This is a genomic window from Pseudomonas sp. TNT3, assembly GCF_010095445.2.
Taxonomy (GTDB): Bacteria; Pseudomonadota; Gammaproteobacteria; order Pseudomonadales; family Pseudomonadaceae; genus Aquipseudomonas.
Window position 1 is genome coordinate 113,359 of record NZ_WFGV02000002.1, and the last position, 12,527, is coordinate 125,885.

Below are 12,527 nucleotides of genomic sequence, written 5' to 3' on the forward strand. Positions count from 1 at the left end.
ACTCATTGTCGAATCACTACGGCTGTCAGATTGTCCCGAGCCGGACTGTCCAGCGCAGCGTTGAACAGCTGCTGCAGCGCGCCCTGTGGCGAGACATGGCTCAGGGCACTGCCCAAGCCATCAGCGCTCACCTCCTGATAAAGACCATCGCTGCATAACAAAAACGCATCGCCCGAATAGACCTCGAATTCGAGCATGGCCAAGGTCAGGTGTTCGCTCGCACCGATGGCGCGGGTCAGTGCATGAGCACCGGGTTGCGCCCTGGCCTGTTCGACGCTCATGCGCTGCTCATCGATCAATTGCTGTTGCAGTGAATGGTCCGTGGTCAGCTGGAACAACCGCTGCCCCCTCCACAAGTAGCAGCGGCTGTCGCCCGCCCAGAGACAGGCGGCGCGATTACCTTTGATCAACAGCGCCACGACCGTGCTACCCATGACGCTGTCGCGGCACCCGGCGGTGAGGGTCAACTCCTGACCCAATCGTCGATTGAGCCAGTGCAGGCAAGTACGTACGCCATTAACCCGATCATCGAAGCCTACCTGAGCCGGTAATTCCGCCAGGCTGGCGACGATCAACTGACTGGCAATATCGCCTCCCTGATGACCGCCCATGCCGTCCGCGACCACCCATAGCCCTTGTTGTGGGCAGTCAAGGAATGCATCTTCGTTGCGCCTGCGGATCTTTCCTTTATCGGTGCGCGCTGCGCTGCGCCACGGACTGACCCTCTGCATCAGAGCTGCACCGGCAGGCGGAAGGTTCGCAAAACGCCCATGTCGAACGGGTTCGGCATGCGCTGGCTCATCAGGAGGTAGTTGGTGCGAAGACCGCCCAGGTCCGCTTTCAGCACCATCACGTCACGACCGTCGAGGTACTCGGTCTGCATCAGATCGAACAAACGAAACAGCGACCACGGGCCGGTGTTTTTTTCGATACCGATCGGTCGACCGACCATTTTGTCTAGGACGAGGCTGGTGCGCCCACCCTCGGCATCGGTCGGCCAGGTGAAGGAGGCTGGCGTGATAGGACCGTGACGGTACTCCATGGTCTCGTTGCCGAACTTGAATTCGGAACGGCTGACGGACGGGTCCAGGGTGTATGGCTCCAGCCTGAACCGCACTTTAGGCTCGCTCGGATGCTCGGCGAAAAAGCTCTGGCGGATCACGTGAGCGGTAGCCATCTGGTCGAGGTAGACCCTGGACATCGGCAGGCTGCGCCCGTCAATACTACGCAGGCGATAGTTGCCTGGACCACCGCTGACGAAAGGCCTCATGTAGCTTTCAAAAAAACGATCGACAACCCCCTGTGCCATGAAGAACTCACGGAAGTCGTTGAGTGCAACGTCACTGGTGCTGTGGGCGCTGAACGGATAACGCTTGTTGATTCCTTTGCCGTAGAAGCTGTACAGCTCGCCCTGATATCGCTGGTTCAGGTACTGATACGCATCGTTGAGCACAAGCTGCCAACTGTCTTCGGCCAGCACGTTGAACCACGCGCTGATCGGGCGCGGCAAGCGGCCCGCTGTCGTGCGCAAGTGGCTCAAGGCATCACGCTGACCGCCCATGCGCGTCTTTGCCATGACAAACGCTGCGTGATCCGGGGTGCTGGAGCGGGCCAGGCTGGACAGTTGCTGTTGAACGTCATTGACCGCCTGCAGCACGGGAGTCAAATCTGCGGTCGGACCGTCGTTTTCATCCAGCAGACGGTGCAATGGTTCGAAGCGACGTTGCAGGGATTGCCGGGCGGTGTCTGGCAGATTCTTATCCACACTCCCCGCCACGCTGGAGGCCTTGCCCGCCACTGCCGTGGCAAGCTTGCCCAATTTTCCGCCCTTCTCAGCCAGCTCGGCAGCGGCATCTGCCGCGCCATCGAGGATCTCCGGGATGACCGCAAAGCGAGTGTTCTCACGCACTTCCACCAGCAGTTGCAGCAAGGGAGAACTGGCCGAGGTCAAGCCGGCCAATTGTTCGGCGCCGTCGCCGGCGTGAGTGATGGGTTGTAACGCAACCTTCCCGAGCGCTTCGCCCCATAGATGGGTGTAGTCGCGAAAATACAGCTGCTCCAGCTCGACCATGAGGCGACGCAAATCCATGCCGCTGATGCCTGCGCCCTCTCCCAGCACCCAGTTGTCACGCAGGATGTCAGTGACTAGCGTCGCGCCCTGAACCGAAAAATATTGCTGGTATGCCTTCTTTGTATAAAACCCCGGAATCACGTAATCGGTACCGACAAACAACGCGCCCTGCGGTCCCAAATGTTGACTGAAACGATAGTCCGGCAGATGGCGGGCCTGCTCGCGGAGCGTGCGGTAAACAACGTTGGCCAGGGATTCGCTGCGCAGTACCTGACGTGCTTGCGCTACCAGTTGATCGTTAAGCGGGTAAGCAAACGGTTTTTTCAACAACCGCTCAAAGTGGTCGGCCAGAGCGTTCTGCGCCACGGTGTTGCCGGAGTAACGCTGGGACCAGTCAGCAGCCACCCAATCCTTTAGCCACTCGGCCTCTCGACGATCTTCCATGCTCAGCATCAGGTACGCACGCAGGCTGTTAAGCAAACGTTCGCGATCCTTCATGTTGACGCGGATCTGGCCCTCCAGCAGGGTCGCTATGCTTGGCAGCAAGTGCGTTTGAAGCTCACGCTCGTAGGCCGCCACAATGGTCGGGCTGACTTCGGCACCCTGATACAGACCTGCACGCTCGTGGTACGAGACACCCTCTCTTTCAGGGAAGACTCGAGTGGCCGCATAAGCCGTGTCGAGTCGCTTGAGTGCCGCCATCGAATCAGCACCTGCAGTGACTTCAGATCGCTGCTGCGTCCAGGTCTGTGCGAGTGAACGCAGCTGTTCCAAACGCTCGTGGTTAGCCGAGTAACTGGCTGCCCACAACAGGCCGAACACGCCCAATGCAGTCAGTGCACCGAGGTACAAAGCCCGCTGGCCCCAATGAATGCGTCTGCGCTCGCGCGCGTCCAGACCGGCAAGATCAGCCTCGGGGAAAATCACACGGCTGATCATCTGGTGAATAAAACGTGCGCCAATGATGCGACGGTTTTGCGAGGCCACCTTGCTCATATCCCGGAGCGTGTTGCTCAGGTGAGGCGCGCTGGTCAGGTAGAAGCCTCGCAGCTGGCTCACACGTTGATAGCGATTACCGGTGAACGCCTTTTCAACGAACAGGCACAGGCCATCGCCGATCAGCCCCAGTTGGTGCGGAAAGTCGAGAATGCGGCCGCGATGCAGAGCGTCACGCTCCTGATGCATGCGCAGGATCACCTGACTGTTCAGGCGACGCAGCAGCGTTTCGAATTCGCTGCGCACCCTGCTCGCGTCCGTGTCGCGCAGGTCTTTACCCAGCGTCGCGCCCAGCACCTGATCACTGTCTTCAAGGGTCAGTTGATCGAAGAATTCGTCGAACCCCGGCAGTTCATCCGCCTTGGTGATCACCAGGTAGACCGGCACATTGACGTGCAGCCGCTGCTGAATTTCCTGCAAGCGGGCACGCACCTGATCAGCCACGCCTTCCAGCATGCCCCGGTCCGCGCCGAGCAGCAGCGGTACTGGCAAGGTCACCAGCACGCCATTGAGCGGATGGTTGCGACGCCGCTGACGCAGCAGGTCGAGCAGCGTTTTCCAGGTGTCGCCAGCCATACCATCCTGCTGACTCAGGTAGCGTCCGGCCGTGTCGATCAGGACGCCGTGCTCGGCGAAATACCAGTCACAGTGTTCCGTGCGCAGCACCTCCTGGGTGGATTTGCGGTCAAGCGTGTTGATCGGAAATTCGAGTCCTGAGGACACCAGCAGGCTGGTCTTGCCGCTGCTCTGCGGGCCAAGCAAAACGTACCAGGGCAGATCGTCGCGCCAGCGCTCGCTGCGCCCCCGATAGAGGCTTGAAGTCTTCAAGGTTGCTAAAGCGGCTTTGAAACGTCGCCTCAGTTCTTTTCGCTCGGTGTGGCTTTGCTTTTCCTGGCCTTTGCGTCTCCAGCCATCTTCACTGTCTTCAATGGTTTTCTTGCGTATGCCTACTCGCCAGTTGACGTACACCATGCCCAGTCCCCAGAGCAGGCTCAGTACACTGATTGTCAGCAGCCGTGATGTGGCACTTTCCCAGAATTTATAGTCATCCACTGCCAGCAACGGGCCCAAGCCCCACACCAACAGTGCTATCGAGAGGACCAGCAGCAAGCTCCAGACCCAGGTCTGAAGCAAAAACACACCAGTTTTTTTGAAAAGTTTTTTCATCACGCGTCCCTGTTTGACCGCTGCGCCAACGGCGAAACCGGTGCTGGATCAAGCGGCAGAAAAGGTTGCAAAACGCTGTCTCGTTGCTCACCCAGCACCCGGTCGAAGCTTGAATACATCACGACCAGACACACCGTCGTAAACAGCGCCACCCACCACCAGGGAACGATGCGCACCAGGCTGCGGCGCTCTTCCTTGAGGCCTTCCCATTTCGGGGATAACTGGAGCGAAACATCACCGCGCAGATGTCTAATCTGCCGGTAAAGCGCGTCGCTGACCTGCTGAAGTTCCAGGGTTCCACGGGGCTGAACCCGGTATTTACCCTCGAATCCGAGAGACAGACACAGGTACATCAACTCGAGCATCGGCAGGTTCTTGGCCGGGTCTTTCGACAGCCGCTCAAGCAGCAGGAAGAACTTTTCACCGCCCGACGTTTCTTTGTGAAAGCGGCTCAGCAGGCTCGTTTGCGACCACTGGCTTTCCTTGCCCCAAGGCGTCGTCACCACGGCTTCGTCAATCACGGTGCACAGCACATAACGGGCAGAGGAAACCTGGCCATTCTCGATACCGTCGTGCAGCGCTACTTTGACGAAGCTATCCAGCTCATCACACAGGCGCACGCCAAGGCTTTGCAAATCTTCGCAGACCTCACCGCTTTTCAGCCGGGCCACTTGCGACAGCAGTCGGGACGCCGCTGTCACAAGCGAGTTGAAGCCGATGTTGTACGTTTCAACCGGGCGTTTGGCAGCCGCATAAATCATCCGATCCTGCAGCTGTTCGATGCGTGGAGGCGTAGTCGAATTCGTCAGCGGGCTCGACGCTGGGTGGCGCCCGTCGTGGTCCACCAGGACGGTTCTATCGTCGTGGTGGAGTTCCGTATCCTTACTCATGTCGGTCAGTTCCTGATGGCCCAGAATTTCAATTCGAGCTCGGCAAATTCTCCCGACACATGGAACGCGAAGCCGCCAGAGCGCTCGAGTTGCGCCTGGTCTTCGGCACTGAAATCAAGAATGAAATAGGTTTTGCTGGCATGAAAGGCGATTTGCCGAGGGGCTACCGGCAGCGGCCTGACCTTGATACCTGGCAAGTGCAGGTTGACCAGTTGGCGAATGCTTTCTACCGGACCGACCTTGAGGTGAGCCGGCAAACGGTGGCGCAATTCCTCCGGGTCGCAGTGAGCACTGGCGGCCAGTACAAACGACGCAGAGCCCAGCAGTGTGTGGTCGTTTAAAGGCGAAACGATGATGCCGTACTGCCGCGCTTGCAGCTCCAGTTCGATCGCATGTTGTTCGAGCACCATCGACAACACCTGACGAATCTCTTCCATCAATTTTCGAAAACTCGCGCCTTGATCGCTGTGCTGATAACGGCTGTCCAGACGTGGACGTTTGCTATCGCTTGAAAACGCCGCCAGATCACCGAGCAACATCAGCAGCGCTCGATACAAGGCCTCGGGGTGAACCTGTTCCAGACCGAGGTAGTGACGCAGCAGGAGCTCGGTGCGGTTGATCAGTTGCAGCATCATGAAGTCGCCAACTTCCGCGCCCGCGACCTTGCCATTCGAGCGGATCCGCTCTGCCAGGGCGTCGCCCCGGTGACCGAGCATGCTGATCACTTCTTTGAGGCACGACAGCAGATAACTGGAGGAATGCGCCTGAATGAAGGTGGGAGCGAAGTCCGGATCGAGGCTGATAATGCCGTCGGGCGTGGTGTCGAGCACTTCGCAAACTTTCAGCTTCACGTACGCCTGATCGCTCTGCTGATCGCCGAGCAACAGTCGAAAGTCCGGGCGTGCACAGCTGACCTGGCTGGAGGAACCCTCGCCGGCATTGGAGTCTGCCACTGCTGCGTCATACACGGTGTAGCGCGCCAGGACGTCCGATTGCTCGGGTCGACGAGCCTCGATGTGATTGCCGGTGACGAGTGCCAGCGCCAGGTAAGCCGGCGTGTTTGCGGTATTGGGAGGCAGGACGAGTGCCAACGGCTCCGACGTGCTGCCCAACTCGAACAGACTGCCGTCGGGCAAAACTCCGCTGGCATGGCTGATCACCAGCTTGCCCATTTTGAGGAACTGGGCATCGATGTCCAGGGTCAGGAAACCCCAGGTATAACCACCCAGTAACTGGGTACGGGTTTTCATCTGGTGATCGTAGTAGCGGTCGCTGTGCTGGAAGTGTTGTGGGCGCAGCAGCATGCCTTCCTGCCAAATGACTTTATGCGAATTCATGATCAGTCATCCGTCCTGACGAGCGTTTCTAGAGTGTTGCGAATACCGGTTTGATCTAGGATCAAATCAGTCACGGTGAGGCTCATTGGGGTGATTGGCACGGTGTATCGCCATTGGGTTTGCGCCAGATCACGGTAGGCCGCGAGTACAGCGACGTAGCGGCTATCGGCTTGCAGCGCGAGCTTGAGTTCGATGCGTTCCCCCGGTCGCAATTCAAGCTCCTCAATGACCACCAGATCAGGGGCCAGGATTTCTTTGCTGCGCTCGTACAGACTGAAGAAATCGGCGTTCTCGAAAGCCACGGGATGTTTGAGCTCGAACAATCGAATGACGATCGGTGACGGACGGCCATTGAGATCCGGGTTCAGTTGATCGTTGGCGGTGAGTTTCAGGTCGAGCTTGGTCAGGCGAGAGTACGGCGACAATGACGTACAACCCGACAGCAGGATCAAAACCACCAGCGCCGCCAGTGTCTTGAAGTAAACGAAAGAGCCGCGAGGCATGGGCGTCATCCCCGTTGGTCTACGTGAAGAGTCGAGATCAGCCGAACCTGTTCTTCGTAGGCTTGAGCAAAGTCACGAGCGAGCAACCGCTCGCTCCACTCATCGTCCTGACGCAGGGCCTGGTGATAACGGCCATAAGCCTTCCAGCGGCTGCCCGCAGTGGTGAACAGTGGCTGTTGGTCGCGCTCAAACCGCAGGGTCAGTTGCGAGGGCGAGAAGTGATCGAGCGCCCCTCGAATCGCAGCACGACTGGCGGCCAACAGCGCCACCTGATGCGTCTGCAAATCACGAAATGCCCGGGAGAGAACCTGTTCGGCCGGGTACTGGCCAGGCTTGTTGGTCCGCAACAGAATGCCCAGTGCTTCCCCGGCATCGACGCTGAGTTTCAGCGGATTGTTGTAGATGCCCTGAACGGTGGTTTGGGCCAGGCGCAGCTCATTTTTCAATTCGCTGTGGGTGCGCAAGCTTTGCTGCAAGCCATCGACGCTTTGATTGAGCAAACGAGCAGCGTCCAGTGCCAGGTTTTCGCGCTCAGCGTGGTCCAGATCCTTCAGGTCTATGCCCAAAGCGGTACCGAAGCGCTTCCAGAAGTCCTGGCTTTGGCGATCAACAGCGCTCTGCGCCGGAGCTGGCAACGGTTCCGGCGGTGCCTCTACCAACTGCGGCACCTGCAGGTTTTCCATGTCGATACGGGCGTAGTCGGCGCGTGGGTGGACATCCCCAATCGGCATGCGCGGCGTGATCAGTTCATCGATGTCGGTGTAAGCGAGCGCTTGCTGATCAAAAGCCTTCAAAGGATCCAGCTCAAGAAAAGCATCGTCCGGAATCACGCTGTCCGCGACAGCCTGACTGGCGACGCCATAGGTCGTGGACACACCGGCCAGTCGCGCTTGAATTTCGTAACTGCCCAGAAAGTAGACGCTGTCGTGTTCAATCCGCACCGCTTCGCCTTTAGGCAGGTTCGTACCGTTTTCAATCGTCCGGATGCCATTGCGGCTGGTGTCGGTGATAAAAAACGCACCGTCGTGGCAGGTCACCAGCGCATGGCTTTTGGACAGGTGGCGCTTGCGATCCGGAAGAACCCAGTCGCAGTTCTCCGCTCGCCCGATCGTGCCACCCGCCTGCTTGAAGGTCTTGTGCCAAAGCTCCGTGGGCACGAATTCCTTGGCGTTCTGGATTTCGAGAACCAGTTCCATCGTCTTGCTCCTTGTGATCACTTGCCGCGATTGACTGCCTGCGGATCACCCAGAGGGCGATAGGTGTCATCGTTGAATTTGTAATTGCCGCTACAGCCGCCGAGGCCACACAGAACAACGAGGGTCAGCAGAACAGCATGCCGGTGACGGACAGGCATCAGAGGAGCTCCAAGGGGGGTGAAAGTGGATTCGAGGCGAAGGGCATGCCTCCATGAACGGCGAAAAACGGCCTCATCCATTGACGTCGCTCGCGCTGATGTTCAGTCGATCAAGTCGGTACAACAGCGTGCGGCGTGGCAGTCCGAGCTCTCGGGCAGAAGCGGTCTGGTTACCGGCGTTCCTGCGCAGGCACTCGACCAGCAGGTTGCGTTCGACTTGCGCCATTCGTTCACGCAGGTGAGCACTGCCGGCATGCGCAATGACATCCGTACGCAGGGAGAAATGTTCAGGTAGCAACTCACCGCCCTCACAGAGCAGAACCGCCCGCTCAACCAGGCTTTTGAGTTCGCGAACGTTGCCCGGAAAGGCATACCCTGACAGGTGAGACAGTGCCGCCTCTGACCAGCGCAGGCTATCGCGTTGCAGGAACGCACAGGCCTTTGCGGCAAAGTGCCGAGCCAGTTCCGGGACGTCGCCAGCGCGGTATCGGAGGGCCGGCAATTCGATCGGGAATTGCGCGAGGCGGTAGTACAAGTCCTCACGAAATTTTCCTTCGCGGACCAAGACCGCCAGGTCGCGGTGAGTCGCGGCAATGATGCGCACATCGACCTTGTGGGTATCGTTGCAACCCAGCGGGCGAATTTCACCCTCCTGAAGTACGCGTAACAACTTGGCTTGCAGGGACAACGGCATGTCGCCAATTTCGTCCAGCAACAAGGTTCCACCATTCGCCGCATCGAATAGCCCGGGACGATCGCGGTCAGCGCCCGTGAACGCACCTTTGCGATAGCCGAACAGCTCACTTTCCAAAAGACTTTCGGGAAACGCTGCACAGTTCTGCACGATGAAAGACTTCGCACGCCGCGCTCCGCCATCGTGAATGGCCCGGGCTATCACTTCCTTGCCGGTGCCCGTCTCCCCGCGCAACAGCACGGTGTACGGGCTGTGCAAGACTTTACTGATCAGCGAACACGTCTGACGCATGGTCGTGCTTCTACCGATCAATCCGAAATCCCTGGCGCTCGGCATGCTGATCGACATGGGTGTTGCCTCAACCGCAGGCCCTCGCAAACGTTGGAGCAGGTGCAGTTGACCGAGCGCGAACGAACCCAGCTGGGCCAGTGACTCGGCGAAGCCTTGCAGCTCGACGTGTCGGGTACTGGCACACACCAGCAAGCCTTCGACGCTCTGTTGCTGATTGACCAAAGGCACGCACAGCAACGTCTGCCAAGGCACGCTCTGCGGCGGCAGGAATTCGCTTTTGTGTAAGGTGCCACTCAACTCGGTGAGGCAGACCACGCGATTCTGATCCAGGGCGAATTGCAGCAATGGCTCAGCGCTGTAATCGGTCGACAGGCTTGTCACTTCTCTGGGGTGCAGAATGCCGTTCAGGCACTCAGTCGCCAATCCAAGGCAGGTACTGGATGTATCCAGCAGGTACAACTGCGCCAGTTCGCAACCGGTAAGGGTGCCTAACCCGCGCACGAGGTCACCTGGCAGCGCGGCGCTGTCTGCCGACCGGGAGAGGCTGGAGAACTGGGCCAACAAAGCCTCGGCATACGCCAGGGGCTGTGGCAATTGCGTGAACATGACGCTCATCAGACGAACTCGCAGGTAACGGAGGAGGTGTCGTCGAGCGTTGCGTGAACACGGCTGAGACTGTCTCCGACCGCCATTGCTGCAAGCAAGCGATCAGCCACCAGCGGCAGTACGTGCAGTTCCAGCAAGTGGTCGATCAGACGGGCGCCGCTATCGCTTTGCAGGCAGCGTTCGGCCAGGTGATCGACAAGACTGCACGAGTACGTGAATTCCAGTTGACGACTGCTCAGTCGTTCGCCCAATCGACCCAGCTTGATTTCAATCAGCTCACGCAGGACCGGGCCGGCAACCGGGTAGTAAGGCACCACGCGCATACGCGCCAACAACGCCGGTTTAAAGTGTTTGCCGAGGACTGGCCGAATGGTTTCTTCGAGCAGTTGTGCAGTGGGCCGCGCACCGTTTTTGCAGAGCTCGCTGATGCGTTCACTGCCAAGGTTCGACGTCATCAAGATCAAGGTATTGCGAAAATTGATCTCGCGCCCTTCCCCATCGTTAGCCACACCTTTGTCGAAGATTTGGTAGAACAGGTTCAGTACATCCGGGTCGGCTTTTTCGACTTCGTCGAGCAGCAGTACCGAATACGGCTTCTGGCGTACGGCTTCGGTGAGCATGCCGCCTTCCCCGTAACCGACGTAGCCCGGCGGTGCACCGATGAGGCGCGAAACAGTATGTTTTTCCTGGAACTCGGACATGTTGATCGTCGTGACGAATCGATCACCGCCGTACAGCAAGTCAGCGAGTGCCAGTGCGGTTTCGGTTTTGCCGACACCGCTAGGGCCGACCAGCAGGAACACACCCACTGGCGCGTCGGGATTGTTGAGGCCCGCAGCCGCCGCGCGCATCGAGCGATCCAGCGCATGAACCGCTTGTTCCTGACCACGGATACGAGTGCCCAGGTCGGTGGCGAAACTGGCGACCCTGGCGTTGTGCTCACGGGCCAGTTGCGCCAGCGGGACGCCGGTCCAGGCGCTGATCACTTCGGCCACCAGGCGTGGGCACACTTCAAAACTCACCAGACGCTCGTCGACTTGCGCAGCGGTCAGGGCACAGTAAGTTTCGTGCAGCTCGGCTTCCAGTCCTTCGACACATTGAGCCTGCTCCAGGGTTAACTCTTCGAGGGAGCTTTGCCGCGCTTTAGCAAGTTGTTGACGCAGTTCCAGCAGACGTTCCGCCTGCTCTTTCTGCTCAATCCAAAGGGCCTCGATATGCATGACGTCGCTTTGAACGACGGCTAAACGACTCTCCAGTGCGGCCAGCGCCGGGTGGTCGATCGGCAATCCTGCGTCGGCATCGCGCCGCAGGGCCAGGCGCTGGCAACGACCTTCGGCCAGCTCGCCACGCAGACGCTCAAGGCAAGACGGAGCAGCCGCAAGGCTGATGCGCACACGGGCGCAGGCGGTGTCCAGAACATCGACGGCCTTGTCCGGTAGCTGACGACCCGTGAGGTAGCGGGCGGACAACTGCGCGGCGGCCACGACCGCGTCATCGCGAAGGTAGATGCCGTGACTTTCTTCGTAGAGTGGAGCCAGCCCACGCAGAATCGTCACTGCGTCGCTGACGGTCGGTTCATGCAGTTGAACCGCTTGGAAACGTCGAGCGAGCGCCGGGTCTTTTTCGAAGTACTTCTTGTACTCCACCCAAGTCGTGGCGGCGATGGTGCGCAACTCGCCGCGCGCCAGGGCCGGCTTGAGCAGGTTGGCTGCATCAGAGCCGCCGGCATTACCGCCCGCGCCGATCAGGGTATGGGCTTCATCAATGAACAGAATTATAGGTTTCGGTGAAGCCTTGACCTCATCGATCACCCCTTTGAGGCGGCGTTCGAATTCGCCTTTGACGCTGGCACCCGCCTGCAAAAGGCCCATGTCCAGAGACAAGAGCTCGACATCTTTGAGGACGTGCGGCACTTCACCCGCCGCGATGCGCGAAGCCAGCCCTTCGACAATGGCCGTTTTACCGACACCGGCCTCACCCACCACGATCGGGTTGTTTTTACGGCGACGAGCCAGGATGTCGACCATCTGACGGATCTCGCCATCGCGACACAACACCGGGTCGATCAGGCCGTCGCGAGCCTGTTGGGTCAGGTTGTGGGTGAATCGCTGAAGCAGAGACTCACCCGATACCGCGGGTTTTCCGGGGACCTGCTCTGTGCAAGACAGGATGAATGCTTTCAGCCGTTCGATGTTCAGCCGGGTCAATAGCGCCTGATAGCGGCTACCGGCATAACGCATCGGGTTGCGCAGCAGCGCGAGAATCAAAGCACCTTGGTCGACCTGGCTTTGACCCAGTTCAAGGTTGGCAACCAGCAAGGCGTCCTGCAGCCATTGCACCAGTTCCGGGGCGAACACCGGGTTGCGTGAAGCGTTGTGCTCAACGCGTGATTGCAGCGCGCTACTCATTTCCCCGGCATCGATGTCGGCATCGCGCAGCGCCCTCACCAGCAGGCCTTTTGGGCGTTCCAGCAAGCCAAGCAGCAGGTCTTCGACGAGTATTTTGCTGCCACCACGGGCGACACATCGTTCGGCAGCGCTTTCCAGGTCGCGACGCGTTTCGGCGTCCAGTGCCTGAATCAGGCGTTGCAGGTCTACATTGATCATGTGTCTCACATC

The 12,527-nt window shown here is 59.1% G+C and carries 9 protein-coding genes; all 9 read right to left on the reverse strand.

What is annotated here, in order from left to right:
- Positions 1 to 2: 2 nt before the first annotated feature.
- Entirely contained in the window at positions 3 to 731 is a 729-nt protein-coding gene (locus tag GBC55_RS02105; protein ID WP_162436636.1) for a PP2C family serine/threonine-protein phosphatase, read from the reverse strand.
- On the reverse strand, positions 731 to 4,234 hold the full coding sequence (gene tssM, locus GBC55_RS02110; RefSeq protein WP_162436635.1) for a type VI secretion system membrane subunit TssM: 3,504 nt from the start codon (positions 4,232 to 4,234) through the stop codon (positions 731 to 733). The genes GBC55_RS02105 and tssM overlap by 1 nt, the downstream gene beginning before the upstream one ends.
- Positions 4,234 to 5,124, reverse strand: a complete 891-nt coding sequence (gene icmH / locus GBC55_RS02115) for a type IVB secretion system protein IcmH/DotU (protein ID WP_162436634.1) — start codon at positions 5,122 to 5,124, stop codon at positions 4,234 to 4,236. The genes tssM and icmH overlap by 1 nt, the downstream gene beginning before the upstream one ends.
- 5 nt (positions 5,125 to 5,129) lie before the next feature.
- Complete coding sequence (tssK, locus tag GBC55_RS02120) at positions 5,130 to 6,461, reverse strand: type VI secretion system baseplate subunit TssK (protein WP_162436633.1); 1,332 nt, start codon at positions 6,459 to 6,461, stop codon at positions 5,130 to 5,132.
- A 2-nt stretch (positions 6,462 to 6,463) separates the two neighbouring features.
- The gene (tssJ, locus tag GBC55_RS02125) at positions 6,464 to 6,964 is read right to left on the reverse strand and encodes a type VI secretion system lipoprotein TssJ (RefSeq protein WP_162436632.1); all 501 of its coding nucleotides are present in this window, start codon (positions 6,962 to 6,964) and stop codon (positions 6,464 to 6,466) included.
- Between the two features lie 5 nt (positions 6,965 to 6,969).
- The gene (tagH, locus tag GBC55_RS02130; RefSeq protein WP_162436631.1) at positions 6,970 to 8,160 is read right to left on the reverse strand and encodes a type VI secretion system-associated FHA domain protein TagH; all 1,191 of its coding nucleotides are present in this window, start codon (positions 8,158 to 8,160) and stop codon (positions 6,970 to 6,972) included.
- A gap of 17 nt (positions 8,161 to 8,177) precedes the next feature.
- Entirely contained in the window at positions 8,178 to 8,318 is a 141-nt protein-coding gene (locus GBC55_RS02135) for a type VI secretion protein (RefSeq protein ID WP_162436630.1), read from the reverse strand.
- A 73-nt stretch (positions 8,319 to 8,391) separates the two neighbouring features.
- Positions 8,392 to 9,909, reverse strand: a complete 1,518-nt coding sequence (locus GBC55_RS02140; protein ID WP_162436705.1) for a sigma 54-interacting transcriptional regulator — start codon at positions 9,907 to 9,909, stop codon at positions 8,392 to 8,394.
- A gap of 8 nt (positions 9,910 to 9,917) precedes the next feature.
- The gene (gene tssH / locus GBC55_RS02145; RefSeq protein ID WP_162436629.1) at positions 9,918 to 12,515 is read right to left on the reverse strand and encodes a type VI secretion system ATPase TssH; all 2,598 of its coding nucleotides are present in this window, start codon (positions 12,513 to 12,515) and stop codon (positions 9,918 to 9,920) included.
- Positions 12,516 to 12,527: the final 12 nt, after the last annotated feature.

Excerpts from the sequence above, each read along its gene's own strand:
- tssK (WP_162436633.1), bottom strand. The coding sequence starts at position 6,461 with ATGAATTCGCATAAAGTCATTTGGCAGGAAGGCATGCTGCTGCGCCCA.
- GBC55_RS02105 (WP_162436636.1), bottom strand. The coding sequence starts at position 731 with ATGCAGAGGGTCAGTCCGTGGCGCAGCGCAGCGCGCACCGATAAAGGA.
- GBC55_RS02135 (WP_162436630.1), bottom strand. The coding sequence starts at position 8,318 with ATGCCTGTCCGTCACCGGCATGCTGTTCTGCTGACCCTCGTTGTTCTG.
- icmH (WP_162436634.1), bottom strand. The coding sequence starts at position 5,124 with ATGAGTAAGGATACGGAACTCCACCACGACGATAGAACCGTCCTGGTG.
- tagH (WP_162436631.1), bottom strand. The coding sequence starts at position 8,160 with ATGGAACTGGTTCTCGAAATCCAGAACGCCAAGGAATTCGTGCCCACG.
- tssJ (WP_162436632.1), bottom strand. The coding sequence starts at position 6,964 with ATGCCTCGCGGCTCTTTCGTTTACTTCAAGACACTGGCGGCGCTGGTG.
- GBC55_RS02140 (WP_162436705.1), bottom strand. The coding sequence starts at position 9,909 with ATGTTCACGCAATTGCCACAGCCCCTGGCGTATGCCGAGGCTTTGTTG.
- tssM (WP_162436635.1), bottom strand. The coding sequence starts at position 4,234 with ATGAAAAAACTTTTCAAAAAAACTGGTGTGTTTTTGCTTCAGACCTGG.
- tssH (WP_162436629.1), bottom strand. The coding sequence starts at position 12,515 with ATGATCAATGTAGACCTGCAACGCCTGATTCAGGCACTGGACGCCGAA.